Origin of the sequence: Sphingosinicella sp. (assembly GCF_013911755.1) — a bacterium.
Lineage (GTDB): Bacteria > Pseudomonadota > Alphaproteobacteria > Sphingomonadales > Sphingomonadaceae > Sphingosinicella.
Genome location: NZ_JACESP010000004.1, coordinates 155001 through 170640, shown reverse-complemented (window position 1 = coordinate 170640; position 15640 = coordinate 155001). Strand labels below are relative to the sequence as shown.

Below are 15640 nucleotides of genomic sequence, written 5' to 3'. Positions count from 1 at the left end.
CATCTACAAGGGCGGTCCAGTGGGCATCGAGACGCTGGCGGCTGGGCTTTCGGAGCCCCGCGACACGCTTGAGGAAGTCATCGAGCCCTATCTGATCCAGCTGGGCCTTGTTGCACGCACGGCGCGTGGGCGGATGCTGAACGGGCGGGCCTGGACGCACCTCGGGCTTGCGCCGCCGGCGGGCGCTGGCGACGTGCTACCCTTCGAGGACTGAGTCCCGCATCGCGAATCGGCATATTTTCAGGCTTCCCCGCCGAGTCGCGCCCGGTTAGACACCGGGCGGAATGACGGGTGAAACAACAAGCGGCCCGACCTCAGGCGCCTTTGTGGACGGTGTTCACCGCTTTCCCGTGCGCGTCTATTTCGAGGACACCGACCTTTCGGGCGTCGTCTATCACGCGAACTACCTGCGCTTCATGGAGCGTGCGCGGTCAGACATGCTGCGCGTCGCGGGGATCGATCAGCGCGGCTTCTTCGAGGCGGGCGGGGGTGCCTATGCGGTGACGGACATTCATATCCGTTATGTGCGACCCGCGCGGCTCGACGATGTGCTCCATGTTGAAAGTCGCGTAAAAAGCATCGGCGCGGCGTCGTGCCGGATTGCGCAAGTCATCGTACGTTCAGGGGAACTCGTCACGGATGCGCTTGTTACAGCAGCACTTGTGGGGCGAGACGGCAGGCCGAAACGCCAGCCGCCGGAATGGCGCAGGATTTTCGAAGCGTTGGCCGTAACGGCAGGAAACGGGGAGCCGAATGGAAACTGAGGTTGCGAACGTCGCATTGGCGGGGGCCGCGGACATGTCGCCGTGGGCGCTGTTCATGCAGGCGGATATCGTCGTCAAGGCGGTTATGATCGGGCTTCTGTTCGCGTCGATCTGGTCGTGGGCGATCATCATCGAGCGCGCGCGGCGGCTGAAGGTGATCGGCAAGCAGACCGAGGCGTTCGAGAACCGCTTCTGGAAGGCGAACAGCTTCGAGGATATCCGCGAGGCGCCGGGCAAGGCGGAGCATCCGGCGACCAAGGTGTTCGCCGCGGCAATGAGCGAGTGGCGGCGGTCGACCGCGGGCGGCAAGTACGACCGCGTGGGGCTTCGCACGCGTCTCACGGGCGTGATGGGCGTCGCCATAGCCCGCGAGATTGACACACTTTCGGACCGGCTGAACGTCCTTGCCACCATTGGTTCCGTTTCGCCGTTCGTCGGCCTGTTCGGGACGGTGTGGGGCATCATGCGCAGCTTCACCTCGATCGCGGCGACGCAGAACACGACGCTCGCCGTCGTTGCGCCCGGCATCGCCGAGGCGCTGTTCGCGACCGCGATGGGCCTGTTCGCGGCGATCCCGGCGGTGATCGGCTACAACCGGCTTCTCTATGGCATCGGCCGCGTCGAGGGGCGCCTGCACAACTTCGCCGAGGAATTTCAGGGCGAGCTCTCGCGCGAACTTGAAACCATGGCGCCGAAGGCCTGACGCATGGCGATGGGCATAGCACCGGGCGGGCGCAGGGGCGGCAAGGCGCCGCCGATGAGCGAGATCAACGTGACGCCGCTTGTCGATGTCATGCTCGTGCTACTCATCATCTTCATGGTCACGGCGCCGCTGCTGGTATCGGGCGTTCCGATCGACCTTCCCGACAGTAAGGCGGGCGCGCTGAAGCAGGACAACACGCCGATCCAGATCTCGCTGAACGCCGAGGGCGAGGTCTATGTCGACGAGCAGCTCGTGCCCGCCGAAGCGCTCGCCGCGAAGCTCTCCGCGATCAGCGAAGCGCGCGCGGGCGAAGCGGAGGGGCCGCGCGTCTATGTGCGGGCGGACCGTCGGCTGGACTTTGGCAACGTCATGCGCGTGATGGGCGAGGTGAACGCCGCAGGTTTCAAAAAGGTCGCGCTCGTGAGCGAGGCCGGCGCTGAGGACCGGTGACCGAGAACCGCGCGATCCTGATTGCGGGCGCGGCGCACCTTGCGCTGTTCGCCGGGCTGTCTTTGAGCTGGAGCCTGATGTCGAAGGACATCGCGCCGATCGTGGAGCCGATCCCGGTCGAATTCGTCGACATTTCCGACGTGCCGACGGTGCAGGAAAAGCCCAAGCCCTCGATCGAGGCGGCACCGCGCGAAACAGTGGAGGAAGCCGAGCCGGAGGTCGTGGAGCCCGAGCCGACGCCCGAGCCTACGCCGCCGCCGGTCGAGGTTGCACCCAAGGAAGCGCCCAAGCCCAAGGCGGAACCGAAGAAGCCGACCCCCAAGCCGGTCGAAAAGCCGAAGCCCAAGCGCGACCTTTCGAACCTGATCGACAAGTCGCTAAAGGACGCGCCGCGCAAGACCAAGCCGACCGACTTCGCGAAATCGATCGAACAGGCGATCCCCGAGGGTGCCAAACTGGATGCGCGGACGATGGCGACGCTGGCGCAGGCGATCCGCGACCGTATCTACCGCTGCTGGGATCCGGGCGCGGGCGGGCCGGACGCACGCAACATCAAGACGCTGCTGCGCGTGCGCGTGCAACGCGACGGCACGATCATCGGCCGGCCGGAGGTGCTGTCGCAGAGCGGCATCGGGCCCGGCAACGCCGCCTACGGCCGGGTGGCGCGCGACGCCGCGATCCGCGCCGTGATGAACCCCGCCTGCTCACTGGAAGGACTGCCCCCGGAACTTTATGACGGGTGGAAGGATTTCGAGCTCAACTTCGACCCAAGCGAGACGCTGTAAGGAAATGCCTGTGAAACGCCTTCTCTCCGCACTGTCGGTACTGCTGATCGCGATCGCCGCGACGCCCGCCGCCGCCCAGCTTCGCGTCGATATCAACGCGGGCATTTCGAAGCCGATGCCGATTGCGGTGCCGACGTTCACGACGCCCGCGCTAGCGACCACGGTGGCGGGGGATACCGCCGCGCTCGGGCGGCAGGTCGCGGAGGTCGTTTCGAACGATCTTGCGAGCTCGGGCCTCTTCAAGCCGATCAACCCTTCGGCGTTCACCACCACCGTCGCTTATGCCGATGTGCTCGCGCCGCGCTTCGCGAACTGGCGGACGGTCGCGGCGCAGGCGCTTGTCACGGGCTTCGTGCAGGTGAACGGCGACGGGTCGATCACGGTGGGCTGCTATCTATACGATGTATTCTCAGAGGAGATCCTCGCGCGGGAGGGGTTCTCGACGCAGCCGGCGTTCTGGCGGCGCGCCGCGCACAAGTGCGCTGACGCGGTCTATTCGCGGCTGACGGGGGAAAGCGGATACTTCGACAGCCGCATCGTCTATGTCTCGGAAACCGGCCGCCAGACGAAGCGCATCAAGCGGCTCGCGATCATGGACCAGGACGGCGCGAACCACCGCTTCCTGACGAACGGCCAGAACCTCGTGCTGACGCCGCGCTTCTCGCCGAGCCAGCAGACGATCGCCTACATGTCGTTCGCGCAGAACCGTCCGCGCGTGTACGTCTACAACATCGGCACCGGCCGCCAGACGCTGGTCGGCAACTTTCCGAACATGAGCTTCGCGCCGCGCTTTTCGCCCGATGGGCAGAGCCTCGTGTTCTCGATGGCGCAGGGCGGCAACACCGACATCTACCGCATGAGCGTGAACGGCGGCACGCCGCAGCGGCTGACGAGCGCGCCCGGCATCGATACGGGCCCGAGCTATTCGCCCGACGGCAGCAAGATCGTGTTCGAATCGGATCGCGGCGGCACGCAGCAGCTCTACGTGATGAACGCGGACGGCTCCGACCAGCGCCGGATCAGCTTCGGCGGCGGGCGCTATGCGACGCCGGTGTGGTCGCCGCGCGGCGATCTCATCGCCTTCACGCGCATGGGCGGCGGCGGCTTTCGCATCGGCGTGATGCGCACCGACGGCTCGGGCGAGCGGCTGCTGACCGACAGCTGGGGCGACGAAGGCCCGACCTGGTCGCCCAACGGCCGCGTCGTGATGTTCTTCCGCAGCCAGCGCGGCGGCCGCGCCGACCTCTGGTCGGTGGACCTCACCGGCGTCAACGAACGGCGCATTCCGACACCGCTCGACGGGTCCGATCCGGCATGGTCTCCACTTTTGCCTTAAAAAGCATGGCATTCAGATGCTATTAAGGGTTGTCGATGGAGTTCAGTTTGGAAACCGTAATGACGGATTCGCGTTGTTGAGCCGGAACCGGCGACTGTCGCCGGGTTCTTTTGGGGTTCCGAGACAGGGAGAGTGATGATGAAGACTGCCTTGAAAGTGGTGATGGTGGCCGCGCTGGTCACGACGGCAGCATGCTCGAAGAAGGCCGAAGAGCTGCCGCCGCCGCCGCCGCCCGCGGCTCCGGTTGAGACCCCGACCCCGACTCCGGCGCCTGCGCCCGTCACCAGCACGGTTGTGCCGGGCAGTGTCGAGGACTTCGTCCAGCAGGCGGGCAGCGACCGCGTGTTCTTCGAATTCGACAGCTACCAGCTCGACAGCGCGTCGCAGGCGACGCTGACGAAGCAGGCCGGCTGGCTCGCCCAGTATGCGAACGTGAAGGTCACGATCGAAGGCCATGCCGACGAGCGCGGCACGCGTGAATACAACCTCGCGCTCGGCGAGCGCCGCGCCAACTCGGTGAAGAACTTCCTCGCCGGGCAGGGCGTTGCCGCCGATCGCATCAGCGTGATCAGCTACGGCAAGGAACGTCCGGCCGTTGAAGGTTCGGACGAGAGCGCGTGGGCGCAGAACCGCCGCGCCGTCACGGTGCTGGTCGGCGCTGCCGCGAGCTGAGCCCGCATCAGACTGAAGTTGGAGAGGGCCGTCCTTCGGGGCGGCTCTTTTCTTTTGCGCCGAGCCCAATCAGGGGACGGAGCCACGGCACGCCGCGGCCGACGATGTAAAACAGCCAGCTCCCGGCGGCTGTCGTTGTGACGAGAATCGCGAAGGCGGCGAGGTTCGGGAGCGCAAGCGGAAGCAGCCACCAGCCGACGACGACGATGATCGTCTGGTGCGCGATGTAGAGCGGAAACACCGCTTCGGTGAGCATCGGGCGGATCGGCGCGTCGCCGTTCAGCCAGCGGTCGGCGATGCCGATGAGCGCGACGATCATCGCCCAGCCCTGAACGGCGCGGGCGCCACGGAAGAGGGTGGTCAGCGTGTCATCGAGCGGCGTATCGCCCGGATAGCGATATTCGATCATCGCCACGACGGCGTAGGCAGCCACGGCAAGCACCGCGGCGACGCGCCACCAGCGACGAATCGCGGCCCAGAGCACGGGCGACCCGCGCAGCAACACCCCGAACAGGAAGCACGGAAAATACAGCGCGTGCGCGGCCGCATCATCGACAAGCGCGTGGGTTTCGCCGACGCCCGGGAACAGCACGAGCGTTCGCAGCGCCATCAGCGCGATTGGAACGACAAGGACGGCAGGCCCGGCGAGCGCGGCTTCGCAAAGCTGCGCAGCCCGCGCGCGAACACCTGCGGGGATCAGCATGAGGAGCGCGAGCGCCATGCTGTAGACCCAGAGATAGACGACGAACCACAGGTGCTGCCACGTCGGCAGGATGATGCCTTCAAGCGCGCCGAAGCGGAAATAGTCGCGCAGCCAGAAATGGCCGAAGCTTTCCGTGTAGCCGTGCTTGAACATCAGCTCGATCCACGGCTGCGGCGGGATCACGACGATCGCGGCGAAGACGAGCGGGATGAGGAGTCGCGCCGAGCGCGAGCGCGCGAACCCGCCGGCGCTCGGCTCGCGCGCGAAGACCGCGGCGCTTGCATAACCCGAAACCACGAACAGCAGCGCGAGCCGCCAGCTGTTCGTCGCCAGCATCAGGATCGCGACGTGAGAATCGGGCCGCGCTGCCTTCACGTGCCAATCCCAGGGCACGAAATACATGCCGACATGATAGAGGATGAGCAGGGCGAAGGCGCCGACGCGCAGCCAGTCCATCCCGTAGTGGCGCCCGGCCGTTCCCGCGTATGATCGTGTATCCCCCATGCGCGGAGGCTAGCCGATCCGCCATGACGGTCCAGCCCCCGATACCGGCAGGTCTTGGGTTCGCCGCGAAGCTCGCGTATATCCGCCGCGAAAGGTGAGAGTCCCCAGCATGTCCCTTCGTCCCTGGCGCGATATCGCGCGGCGCAAATCGCGGCAGATCATGGTCGGCAGCGTCCCGGTGGGCGGCGACGCGCCGATCACCGTGCAGACCATGACCAACACGCCGACCTCCGACGCGAAGGCGACGATCGACCAGATCCGCCGCTGCGAGGAGGCGGGGGCGGACATCATCCGCGTCTCGTGTCCCGACGTCGAATCGACCGCCGCGTTCCGGCAGATCGCGCGGGCTGCGCGGGTGCCGCTCGTCGCCGACATTCATTTTCACTACAAGCGCGCGCTCGAAGCAGCGGACGCGGGCGCGGCGTGCCTGCGGATCAACCCGGGCAACATCGGATCGTCGGAGCGTGTCGCTGAAGTGGTGCGCGCGGCGAAGGCGAACGGCTGCGCGATCCGCATTGGCGTCAACGCGGGAAGCCTCGAGAAAGACCTGCTCGAAAAATACGGCGAGCCGTGCCCCGAGGCGCTCGTCGAAAGCGCGCTCGATCATATCCGCCTGCTCGAGGAGCATGACTTCCGCGACTACAAGGTGGCGGTGAAGGCCTCCGACGCGTTTCTTGCCGTCGCCGCCTACCAGCAGCTTGCCGAAGCCGTGGATTGCCCGCTGCATCTCGGCATCACCGAGGCGGGCGGGCTCATTGGCGGCACGGTGAAATCGGCGATCGGCATCGGCTCGCTGCTCTGGTTCGGCGTCGGCGACACGATCCGCGTGTCGCTGTCCGCCGAGCCCGAGGAGGAAGTCCGCGTCGGCTATGAAATCCTGAAGACGCTTGGCCTGCGCACACGCGGCGTCCGCGTCGTGTCGTGCCCCAGCTGCGCGCGCCAGGGCTTCGACGTCATCCGCACGGTGCAGGCGCTGGAGGATGCGCTCCAGCACATCAAGACCCCGATGTCGCTCTCGGTTCTGGGCTGCGTCGTCAACGGTCCCGGTGAGGCGCGCGAGACCGACATCGGCATCACCGGCGGCGGCAACGGCAAGCACATGGTCTACTTGTCGGGCGTCACCGACCACACGATCGCGGACGCTGACATGATCGCGCATATCGTGGGGCTCGTTGAAACCAAGGCTGCCGAGATCGAGGCGGGGAGCGCGGTGAGCATGGACACGCTGCACGGCAAGGCCGCATGAAAACCGGGTCCGACATCGGGATCGGTGAGGATCGCGCGTGGCCCTGTTGATCCGTGCAGCGGTGCGCGAGGATGCGCCGCTTATCTTCCGTTTCATCTGCGATCTCGCCGAATATGAGAAACTGCGCCACGAGGTGAAAGGCGACGCCGAAGGGCTTGCCGAGCAGCTGTTCGGCCCACGCCCCCATGCCGAGGTGCTGATCGCCGAGGATGACGGCGCGCCCCTGGGTTTCGCGCTGTTCTTCCACAATTTCTCGACCTTCGAAGGCAGGCCGGGGATCTACCTCGAAGACCTGTTCGTCGCGCCCGAGGCGCGCGGCAAGGGCGCGGGCAAGGCGCTGCTCGCGCGGCTTGCGGCGCTTGCGATCGAGCGGGATTGCGCACGCCTGGAATGGGCGGTGCTCAACTGGAACACGCCTGCGATCGATTTCTACCGTTCACTCGGCGCGCGGCCGATGGACGAATGGACCGTCAACCGCGTCGACGGCGAGGCGCTGAGGACGCTCGCCGCGTCAGGGTAGCGGTTCGAGCACGCGGTCGAGCGGCGCGGGGCTGCTGCCGACGCGTTCGAGGTGCGGATAGCGGAGCCCGCCGGTATAGCCGAGGCGGATCGTGCGGTAGCGCGGGCCTTCCTTTACGAGCAGTTCGATGGGGGCCTTGCCGTCCTTCGCGGCAGTGATCGTCGCCTTGAAATCGGCCTCGTTGAACTCGCGGCCGTTCACCGCCATGAGCCGCGTCGCAGTCGTGACGCCTTCGCGAAACATCGGCCCGTCCCACACGACATTGGAGATCGCGCCCGATGCGCTGACGGTGATGCCGACCGAATGGCTGAGATCGGTTGTGCGGCTGCGCGCATCGCTCGAAACCTGATAGGGATTCGGCGTTTCCTTGAAGACGAGGCGATAGCCACCCTTTTCGATGCCGCCGAGCGGGGGCTTCGCAATCTCGTCGACGCGGGTTTTCAGGAAGGTCGCCCAGTCATTGGGCACGACCGCATCAAGCGCGGCGACGACATCCTCGAACGCGTAGGTGACCGTGCCCCAATCGCCGTTCCGCACGCCGAAGAAGCCGCGCGCGAAATCGTCGAGCGATTTCCTGCCGCCGGTCTTCTCGCGGATGAGCATGTCCGCTTCCATCCAGATGAGAGCGCCCTCGTTGTAATAGTCCTCCGAACGCTGCCACGTGCGGAAGGCCTGCGGGCGACGGGCGTTGGTGATGGGGTCGTTGGTGGTGTCGATGAGCGGCTTCCATGCGCGGCCCGGCTGCATTTCGTAGAAGGCCGCCTGGCTCGCGAACTCGCCGAGCACGAAATCCTTGGAAATGAGGCCGGAGCGCGCGGCGAGCACCGAATCCCAATAGCTCGTCTGGCCTTCGTAGACCCAGAGCAGGCTGTTCTGCATCGGCGTGCGATAGTCCGGCGTCCAAAGATCGGCGCCGCGGCGGAATTTGCCGTTCCAGCTATGGACGAATTCGTGCGGCAGCAGGCCCCGCATTGCGGCCGTGTTCGCCCAGTCCGTAAAATAGACGCGGGGCAGCGCGTTTTCCGAGCTGCGGTGGTGTTCGAGGCCGATGCCGCCAAGCTCGGTGGAGAGCGCGAACAGGAACTCGTAGCGGTCATAATGCCGCGATCCGAACAGCTTTATCGCCTGATCGACCATGCGCCGGTGCGCTTCGATCTGTTCGGCGGTGGCGGCTAGGTCGCCCGGGCGGTCCGCGAAGACATTGAGGCGGACATCGTGGCCGAGATCCCACGCCTTGTAGTTGCTCCCGGCGAACATCGGGCTGTCGACGAGCGTTTCGAAATCGGTCTCGGCGTAGCGGAGCGTGCTCCCGGTGCGCACCACGCCGTCGAGCGCGGCGACGCCCTGCCAGCCTTCGGGCAGCGTGACCGAGGGACGCACGCGAATCTGCCGCGTGTAGTGACCCGCCGGATAGAGCGCGACCGTCTCCCACTGCAGGTTCAGCATCTCCGCCGTCACGCTGACGCGGCCCTGATTGCCCTCCGTGGGGGAAAGATACTGGAAGCGCACGTCGAGCGCCTTCGCGCCCTTCGGCACATCGACGGTGAAGGCATAGACATCGCGCGGATCGCGCTTCCACGGCAGGGGCTTGCCGCCCGCGCTGATCGTGAGCCCCGCAAGGGCGGCGATCGGCCCGCGCGGGGCGTGCTTGCCGGGGAGCCATTCGGGATAGCGTAGCGTCAGCGGCCCCGGCGCGGCGACGGGGATCTGCTGGCGGACGCCGAGAATGCGCCGCGCCGTATCCGTCGCGTCGATATCAAGCGTCATCACGCCCGGGTAGCGGATATCCTGCGCGGGCTGTTCCGCTTGAACAGGGGCGGGTGCTCGGGGAAGGCTGTTTTCAGCGGCGGCGGGCGTCGCCAGAAGAATCAGGAACGAACAGAACGCACGCAAGACAGTCTCCCCAACAAGGCATTTGCCGTGAGGAATGACGGAATTGTGTCAGTGGGTAAAGGTCAGGCCTTCGCCTTGCCGCGTTCGATGCCGTCGAGAATCAGCTGCCGTGCCTTGTCGGCATCGCCCCAGCCGTTCAGCTTCGCCCATTTGCCGGGTTCGAGATCCTTGTAGTGCTCGAAGAAGTGCTCGATCTGGCGGAGCACGATCGGCGGCAGGTCGCTGTGGTTGGTGACGTTGCCGTAGTAGGGGAAGGTTGAATCGACGGGCACGGTGAGCAACTTCTCGTCGCCGCCCTTGTCGTCTTCCATCAGCAGCACGCCAACCGGGCGCACGCGGATCACCGCGCCCGAGATGATCGGCGAGCGCGTGATGACGAGCGCGTCGAGCGGATCGCCGTCCTCGCCGAGCGTGTGCGGGATGAAGCCGTAGTTCGCCGGATAACGCATCGGCGTGTGCAGGATGCGGTCCACGAAAATCGCGCCCGAGTCCTTGTCGAACTCGTATTTCACCGGTTCGCCGCCGATCGGCACCTCGATGATCACATTGAGTTCGTGGGGCGGGTTCGGTCCGACGGGAATCTTTGATATATCCATGGCGCGCGGCGTTTAGCGGTTCTTAGCGCCGAAGGGAACCGCCGAATGTTGCGGCGCAGCAGAAATCGCATGAACGGTTTCCACGGCCCGCGAGACGGTCTAAAGCGCGGCGCTTATGAGCAGCAAGATTCAGGCCGTTCGCGGCACGCAGGACATGGTGGGCGAAGAGGCCGCGCGCTTCGATCAGGTGATCGAAACCTTCACGCGCGTGCGCAGGCTCTATGGGTTTCGCCCGGTGCAGGTGCCGGTGTTCGAATTCACCGGCGTGTTCGCGCGCTCATTGGGTGAGACCACGGACGTGGTTTCGAAGGAAATGTACACGTTCGAGGATCGCGGCGGCGAATCGCTGACGCTGCGGCCGGAGTTCACTGCCGGAATCGCACGCGCCTATATCTCCAACGGCTGGCAGCAACACGCGCCGATGAAGCTCGCGGCGTGGGGGCCGGCGTTCCGCTATGAACGGCCGCAGAAGGGGCGCTTCCGGCAGTTCCACCAGCTCGACGCGGAAATCCTGGGGTCGGGCGAGCCGGCGGCGGATGTGGAGATCATCGCGCTCGCGCAGCATCTGCTCGACGAACTCGGGCTTGAGGGCAAGACGGTGCTCAACCTCAACACGCTCGGCGACCCGGAAACGCGCGCCGCGTGGCAGGCGGCGCTGATCGCGCACTTCTCGGCGCACCGCGACGCGCTTTCGGCCGAAAGCCGCGAGCGGCTGGAGAAGAATCCGCTGCGTATCCTCGACAGCAAGGACGCCGCCGACAAGGCGCTCGTCGCCGATGCGCCGCGGATCGATGCCTATATGTCTGCCGAAGCGGGTGCGTGGTTCGATGCCGTGCGCAAGGGACTCGACGCGGCGGGCGTGGCCTATGAGCGCAACGAGGCGCTGGTGCGCGGGCTCGACTACTATCGCCACACGACGTTCGAGTTCATCACCGAGCATCTGGGCGCGCAGGGCACCGTGCTTGGCGGCGGGCGCTACGACGGATTGATGGAAGCGCTCGGCGGGCCGCATACGCCGTGCGTCGGCTGGGCGGCGGGGATCGAGCGGCTGGCGATGCTGATCGAGGCGCCGGCGGCAGAGACAATCGATGCGGCAATCGTGCCGATGGGCGAGGCGGCCGAGGCGAAGTCCCATGAGGTGCTGCAATCGCTGCGGCGCGCGGGAATCGCTGCCGAGCAGGCGTGGCGCGGCAATATGAAGAAGCGGATGCAGAAGGCGGATGCGGCCGGCGCGCGCTACGCCGTCATCATCGGTGACGATGAACTGGCGGCGGGCGAGGCGACGGTGAAGCGGCTCGCGACGGGCGAGCAGTGGCGCGTGGCGCTCGATCAGCTTCCCGAGGCGCTGCGATGAGCGGCGTTCCAACCGCGCGAATCCGGCAGATCGAAGCGCGCTATGCCGAACTGACTACGCAGATGTCGGCGGGTGATCTGCCTGCCGAGAAGTTCGTGGCGCTTTCCAAGGAATATGCCGAGCTGAAGCCTGTGGCTGAGGCGGCCCGCGCGGTGCGCGTAATGCGCGACGAGGCCGAGAGCCTGACCGCGATGGTGAACGGCGGCGAGAGCGACCGCGAGATGGTGGCGCTTGCCGAGGAAGAGCTGCAGTCGCTGAAGGATCAGCTGCCGGATGCCGAAAAGGCGCTCGCCGTGCTGCTGCTGCCGAAGGACATGGCGGATGAGCGCTCGGCGATCCTTGAAATCCGCGCGGGCACGGGCGGCGAGGAGGCGGCACTGTTCGCGGGCGATCTTTACCGCATGTACCAGCGCTATGCCGAAACGCAGGGCTGGCGTGTCGAGACGATGGAAATGTCGTCGGCAGACGCGGGCGGGCTCAAGGAGGTGATCGCGAATGTCACCGGACAGGGCGTGTTCGCCAAGCTGAAGTTCGAAAGCGGCGTCCACCGCGTGCAGCGCGTGCCCGCCACGGAAGCCTCCGGGCGCATCCACACGTCCGCCGCGACGGTGGCGGTGCTGCCCGAGGCCGAGGAGGTCGACGTGCAGATCGACGAGAAGGATCTGCGTATCGACGTGTTCCGCTCGTCCGGCCCCGGCGGCCAGTCGGTGAACACGACCGACAGCGCCGTGCGTATCACGCACCTTCCCACCGGCCTCGTCGTCAGCCAGCAGGACGAAAAGAGCCAGCACAAGAACAAGGCGAAGGCGCTGAAGGTTCTGCGCGCGCGCCTCTTTGAGCTGGAGCGCGAGAAACTGGCGAACGAACGCGCCGGCGCGCGCAAGTCGATGGTCGGATCGGGCGATCGTTCGGAGCGCATCCGCACGTACAATTATCCGCAGGGGCGCGTCACCGATCACCGGATCAACCTGACGCTGCACCGTCTGCCGGAGATCATGGAAGGCACGGGGCTTGGCGAACTCGTCGCCGCGCTGATCGCCGAGGATCAGGCGGCACGGCTCGCGAACCTGAATGAAGGCGCTTGACCTCGTAAGGGACGCAGCGGCGCGGATCGGCGGAGAGACGCCGCGCCTCGACGCCGAGTTGATCGTCGCGCACGCGCTCGGGATCAGCCGCGAGACGCTGCTGCTCGGCAATCCGGAGGTGGCGGCGGAGGCGGCAGAGCCGTTCATCGCGCGGCGCGCGGCGGGCGAGCCCGTGGCCTATATTCTCGGGCGGCAGGAGTTCTGGTCGCTCGAACTGGAAGTGGGGCCGGGCATCCTTGTGCCGCGCGGCGATACCGAAACGCTGATTGCCGCCGCGCAGCGGCTGTTTCCGGCGGATGCGGCGCTTCGCATTCTCGATCTCGGTACCGGCTCGGGCGCCCTCGCGCTCGCAGCGCTCGCCGAATGGCCGCGCGCCACTGTGCTCGCAACCGATGTATCGGATACGGCGCTCGCCGTTGCCGCGCGAAACGCCGCGCGGCTGGGGTTTTCCGCGCGATCCCGCTTTCTCAAAGCCGACTGGGCCGAGGGCATAGCGGAGCGCTTCTCTTTAATCCTGTCGAATCCTCCCTACATAGGAGAGGACGAGGCGACCGGCGCCGGCGTGCGCGAATATGAACCGCACGGCGCGCTGTTCGCCGGCAAGGATGGCCTTGCGGCGTATCGGCGCATCGTTCCCATGCTTCCGGCATTGCTGGAGGCGGACGGCGCCGCAATCCTTGAGATCGGATGGCGCCAAGCGGAAGCGGTTTTGGCGCTGGGGCGTGAAGCAGGCCTTGGCGGCCTGGTGGAGCGCGACCTTGCCGGGCGGGATCGAGCGGTTGTTTTCCGTCGCATCGCCTCTGTTTTTTGACTTGGAATGCGATGCCAATGCCGCTAGAGCGGCTGTGCATGGGCGAGGACGATGATCCCCTCGCCGGGCACTTACGATAGGCAGAATCGTTTGGCGGTCGCTTCCGGACCCTTGCGTGGATTGCCGCGCATGTCCTGAACAACGACAGTCGGCTCGGCCGGCAGTATCGGGGAAAAGAGTATTTCATGAGAAATGGACAGCAGCAGTCCGGTCGGCGTCGTGGGCGCGGCAATCCGCGTCCCCAACAGGGCGGCGGCCGTGAGATGGGCAACCGCAACATGGAGCCCCGCCAGCGCGGCAATGCGCTTCAGCTGCTTGAGAAATACACCAATCTTGCACGCGAGGCGCATCAGCAGGGCGAACGCGTCCAGGCCGAATATTATCTGCAATACGCCGATCACTACCATCGCGTTGTCGCCGAGATGCGCGCGCGGCAGGAAGAGCGTCAGTCGCAGTATCAGCAGCACAACGACCGGCCCGATCGCCGTGGCCGCGATGACGAGCGCGATATGCGCGACGAGGACGACGGCGACGACGACGAGGGCGATGAGGACGAAGAGGGCGATGCGGACAACCGCGGCCCGATCCACAACAATCGCCAGGAACGCCAGCGGTTCGAACCGCGCCAGCAGCGTCAGGACCGCCCGGAGCGTCAGGACCGCGATCGGCCGGAACGTCAGGACCGCGACCGTCAGGAACGGTCCGAGCGTGCGGAACGCCAGGAACGCTCTGACCGTCAGGACCGCCCTGAGCGCCAGGACCGCGACCGCCCGGAACGGTCCGAGCGTCAGGAGCGGTATGAACAGCCCCGCCCGGCTCCGCAGCCCCGCACCGCGCCGCCGCCGGCCGATGACGAGCGTGAGGATGAAGGTGCGCTCCGCACGCTCGCCCGCAGCGCCCGCCGGGCCGATGCAGATGAGCCCGAGGTCGCAGAGGCGCCCAAGCGGCGCGGCCGTCCCCCCGCGCAGGCCAAGCAGGCTGCCCCGGCAGCGGCCGAAGCGCCGGCTGCGACTCCCGTTGCCGTGGAAGCCGAAGACGAGAAGCCGCGCCGCCCACGCGGGCGTCCGCGCAAGGTTCAGCCCGTCGAGACTGTCGACGCCTGAATTCCGCAGGCCAGGCCGGATCTTCGGCCTGTAACGCAAGGTTCATGTTTCCGTCACGGGAACTTCATGCTAGCGCCCCCGCGCGTACCGCACGAGCGGTCGCGTTGAAGGGGACGGTCATGACCACGCGTCAAGCGGCATTGTTTCCGGCATTCGTTATGATGGGCCTGTCTGCAAGCCTGCCGACAACGGCAATGGCGCAGGCGGAATCGGTCACGCTCGAACAGGCGGTCGCGAAGCTCGCCGCGCTGCAGGCGCAGCTCGAAGCGGTTCAGGCCGAAGTCGCGGCCCTGCGCGCGCAGGGCGTCGCAAAGGCTCCCGCGTCTCAACAACAGGCGGCAGCCCCCGCCGACCCGATCAAGGTCAGCTGGAAGGGCGCTCCCGAAATCTCATCGAAAGGCTGGAGCTTCAAGCCGCGCGGGCGGCTGCAGTTCGATGCCGCGAACCTGTCGCACCCGGCGGGCATTGCAGACAGCGGCCTCGGCTTCACGAACGAAGTGCGGCGCGCCTATCTCGGCGTGCAGGGCACCATGCCGGGCGGCTTCGGGTATCGCGTGGATATCGATTTCGCGCCGTCATCGCCTGAATTCCAGGAAGCCTATATCGACTACACGCGCGGCCGGACGACGATCACCGTCGGTCAGCACAACGGTTTCCAAGGACTCGAGGAGCTGACGAGCGACGTCAATACGAGCTTCATGGAGCGCGCGGCGTTCACCGATGCGTTCGGCTTCGAACGGCGGATCGGAATTTCGGCGCAGTATCGCGGCAAGGCGCTGCTGCTGCAGGGCGGCGTGTTCACCGACAACATCGCCGACCTCTCCGATGATGCCAACAGCAGCTATGGCTTCGACGGCCGCATCGTGTTCGCGCCGAAGATGGGCGGCACGCAACTCCACCTCGGCGCCTCCGCGCATTACCGCGACGCCGACGCCGTCGGCACGGGCACGCGCTATCGACAGAGGCCGCAAGTGCACACCACCGACGTGCGCTTCCTCGCAACGCCCGCGCTGCCGGTGACGGGGGAGACGAACTACGGGGTTGAACTCGCGGCGATCTCCGGTCCTTTCCACGCGGCGGCTGAAATGCACTGGATGAACGTGTCGCTCGCGGGC

Annotated in this window: 17 protein-coding genes (1 of these 17 running past the window's edge); 14 read left to right on the top strand and 3 right to left on the bottom strand. The window is 66.4% G+C overall.

Annotation, left to right across the window (positions count from 1 at the left end; translation table 11 throughout):
* From H2052_RS05055 to pal, 7 genes are all read left to right on the top strand, one after another.
* Positions 1-214: Holliday junction DNA helicase RuvB C-terminal domain-containing protein (locus H2052_RS05055; RefSeq protein ID WP_293778760.1), on the top strand; the 214-nt coding region annotated here is incomplete at its 5' end.
* 70 nt (positions 215-284) lie between these two features.
* A complete protein-coding gene (locus tag H2052_RS05050; protein WP_293778757.1) occupies positions 285-764 on the top strand; it encodes a YbgC/FadM family acyl-CoA thioesterase in 480 nt (159 codons plus the stop codon).
* Positions 754-1467 carry a protein TolQ gene (tolQ, locus tag H2052_RS05045; protein WP_293778755.1) on the top strand — a complete coding sequence of 238 codons (714 nt, stop codon included), beginning with the start codon at positions 754-756 and terminating at the stop codon, positions 1465-1467. The genes H2052_RS05050 and tolQ overlap by 11 nt, the downstream gene beginning before the upstream one ends.
* A 3-nt stretch (positions 1468-1470) precedes the next feature.
* Positions 1471-1917, top strand: a complete 447-nt coding sequence (gene tolR, locus H2052_RS05040; RefSeq protein ID WP_293778753.1) for a protein TolR — start codon at positions 1471-1473, stop codon at positions 1915-1917.
* Positions 1914-2702 (top strand): hypothetical protein, encoded by a 789-nt coding sequence (locus H2052_RS05035; RefSeq protein ID WP_293778751.1) that lies wholly within the window; start codon positions 1914-1916, stop codon positions 2700-2702. Before tolR ends, H2052_RS05035 begins: the two co-directional genes overlap by 4 nt.
* Before the next feature lie 4 nt (positions 2703-2706).
* Positions 2707-4038: a Tol-Pal system beta propeller repeat protein TolB gene (gene tolB / locus H2052_RS05030; RefSeq protein ID WP_293778748.1), complete on the top strand. Its 1332-nt coding sequence runs from the start codon at positions 2707-2709 to the stop codon at positions 4036-4038.
* A gap of 138 nt (positions 4039-4176) precedes the next feature.
* Positions 4177-4710 carry a peptidoglycan-associated lipoprotein Pal gene (pal, locus tag H2052_RS05025; protein WP_293778746.1) on the top strand — a complete coding sequence of 178 codons (534 nt, stop codon included), beginning with the start codon at positions 4177-4179 and terminating at the stop codon, positions 4708-4710.
* 7 nt (positions 4711-4717) lie between these two features.
* Here pal and H2052_RS05020 read toward each other — a convergent pair whose 3' ends face one another.
* Positions 4718-5917 carry an acyltransferase family protein gene (locus H2052_RS05020; RefSeq protein WP_293778744.1) on the bottom strand — a complete coding sequence of 400 codons (1200 nt, stop codon included), beginning with the start codon at positions 5915-5917 and terminating at the stop codon, positions 4718-4720.
* A 109-nt stretch (positions 5918-6026) separates the two neighbouring features.
* Between H2052_RS05020 and ispG the strand changes: the two genes are divergently transcribed.
* Together ispG and H2052_RS05010 are read left to right on the top strand one after the other, a co-directional pair.
* The gene (gene ispG / locus H2052_RS05015; RefSeq protein ID WP_293778741.1) at positions 6027-7163 is read left to right on the top strand and encodes a flavodoxin-dependent (E)-4-hydroxy-3-methylbut-2-enyl-diphosphate synthase; all 1137 of its coding nucleotides are present in this window, start codon (positions 6027-6029) and stop codon (positions 7161-7163) included.
* Between the two features lie 37 nt (positions 7164-7200).
* The gene (locus tag H2052_RS05010) at positions 7201-7683 is read left to right on the top strand and encodes a GNAT family N-acetyltransferase (protein WP_293778739.1); all 483 of its coding nucleotides are present in this window, start codon (positions 7201-7203) and stop codon (positions 7681-7683) included.
* Here H2052_RS05010 and H2052_RS05005 read toward each other — a convergent pair.
* Entirely contained in the window at positions 7675-9576 is a 1902-nt protein-coding gene (locus H2052_RS05005) for a peptidase M61 (protein ID WP_293778736.1), read from the bottom strand. The genes H2052_RS05010 and H2052_RS05005 overlap by 9 nt on opposite strands.
* A 62-nt stretch (positions 9577-9638) precedes the next feature.
* Positions 9639-10172 carry an inorganic diphosphatase gene (gene ppa, locus H2052_RS05000; protein ID WP_293778734.1) on the bottom strand — a complete coding sequence of 178 codons (534 nt, stop codon included), beginning with the start codon at positions 10170-10172 and terminating at the stop codon, positions 9639-9641.
* 115 nt (positions 10173-10287) lie between these two features.
* Between ppa and hisS the strand changes: the two genes are divergently transcribed.
* The 5 genes from hisS to H2052_RS04975 form a co-directional block, all read left to right on the top strand.
* Positions 10288-11526, top strand: coding sequence for a histidine--tRNA ligase (gene hisS / locus H2052_RS04995; protein ID WP_293778732.1), 1239 nt, complete (start codon positions 10288-10290; stop codon positions 11524-11526).
* Positions 11523-12611, top strand: a complete 1089-nt coding sequence (prfA, locus tag H2052_RS04990) for a peptide chain release factor 1 (RefSeq protein WP_293778729.1) — start codon at positions 11523-11525, stop codon at positions 12609-12611. Before hisS ends, prfA begins: the two co-directional genes overlap by 4 nt.
* Positions 12598-13422 (top strand): peptide chain release factor N(5)-glutamine methyltransferase, encoded by an 825-nt coding sequence (gene prmC, locus H2052_RS04985; protein ID WP_293778726.1) that lies wholly within the window; start codon positions 12598-12600, stop codon positions 13420-13422. The genes prfA and prmC overlap by 14 nt, the downstream gene beginning before the upstream one ends.
* A gap of 185 nt (positions 13423-13607) precedes the next feature.
* On the top strand, positions 13608-14525 hold the full coding sequence (locus H2052_RS17850; RefSeq protein ID WP_366484242.1) for a DUF4167 domain-containing protein: 918 nt from the start codon (positions 13608-13610) through the stop codon (positions 14523-14525).
* A 119-nt stretch (positions 14526-14644) separates the two neighbouring features.
* Positions 14645-15640 carry the 5' portion of an OprO/OprP family phosphate-selective porin gene (locus tag H2052_RS04975; RefSeq protein WP_293778722.1) on the top strand. It continues 363 nt past the right edge of the window, so only the first 996 of its 1359 coding nucleotides appear in the window; its start codon is at positions 14645-14647; its stop codon lies off the right edge, out of view.

Excerpts from the sequence above, each read along its gene's own strand:
- H2052_RS05050 (WP_293778757.1), top strand. The coding sequence starts at position 285 with ATGACGGGTGAAACAACAAGCGGCCCGACCTCAGGCGCCTTTGTGGAC.
- tolQ (WP_293778755.1), top strand. The coding sequence starts at position 754 with ATGGAAACTGAGGTTGCGAACGTCGCATTGGCGGGGGCCGCGGACATG.
- tolR (WP_293778753.1), top strand. The coding sequence starts at position 1,471 with ATGGCGATGGGCATAGCACCGGGCGGGCGCAGGGGCGGCAAGGCGCCG.
- tolB (WP_293778748.1), top strand. The coding sequence starts at position 2,707 with ATGCCTGTGAAACGCCTTCTCTCCGCACTGTCGGTACTGCTGATCGCG.
- pal (WP_293778746.1), top strand. The coding sequence starts at position 4,177 with ATGAAGACTGCCTTGAAAGTGGTGATGGTGGCCGCGCTGGTCACGACG.
- H2052_RS05020 (WP_293778744.1), bottom strand. The coding sequence starts at position 5,917 with ATGGGGGATACACGATCATACGCGGGAACGGCCGGGCGCCACTACGGG.
- ispG (WP_293778741.1), top strand. The coding sequence starts at position 6,027 with ATGTCCCTTCGTCCCTGGCGCGATATCGCGCGGCGCAAATCGCGGCAG.
- ppa (WP_293778734.1), bottom strand. The coding sequence starts at position 10,172 with ATGGATATATCAAAGATTCCCGTCGGACCGAACCCGCCCCACGAACTC.
- hisS (WP_293778732.1), top strand. The coding sequence starts at position 10,288 with ATGAGCAGCAAGATTCAGGCCGTTCGCGGCACGCAGGACATGGTGGGC.
- prfA (WP_293778729.1), top strand. The coding sequence starts at position 11,523 with ATGAGCGGCGTTCCAACCGCGCGAATCCGGCAGATCGAAGCGCGCTAT.
- prmC (WP_293778726.1), top strand. The coding sequence starts at position 12,598 with ATGAAGGCGCTTGACCTCGTAAGGGACGCAGCGGCGCGGATCGGCGGA.
- H2052_RS17850 (WP_366484242.1), top strand. The coding sequence starts at position 13,608 with ATGAGAAATGGACAGCAGCAGTCCGGTCGGCGTCGTGGGCGCGGCAAT.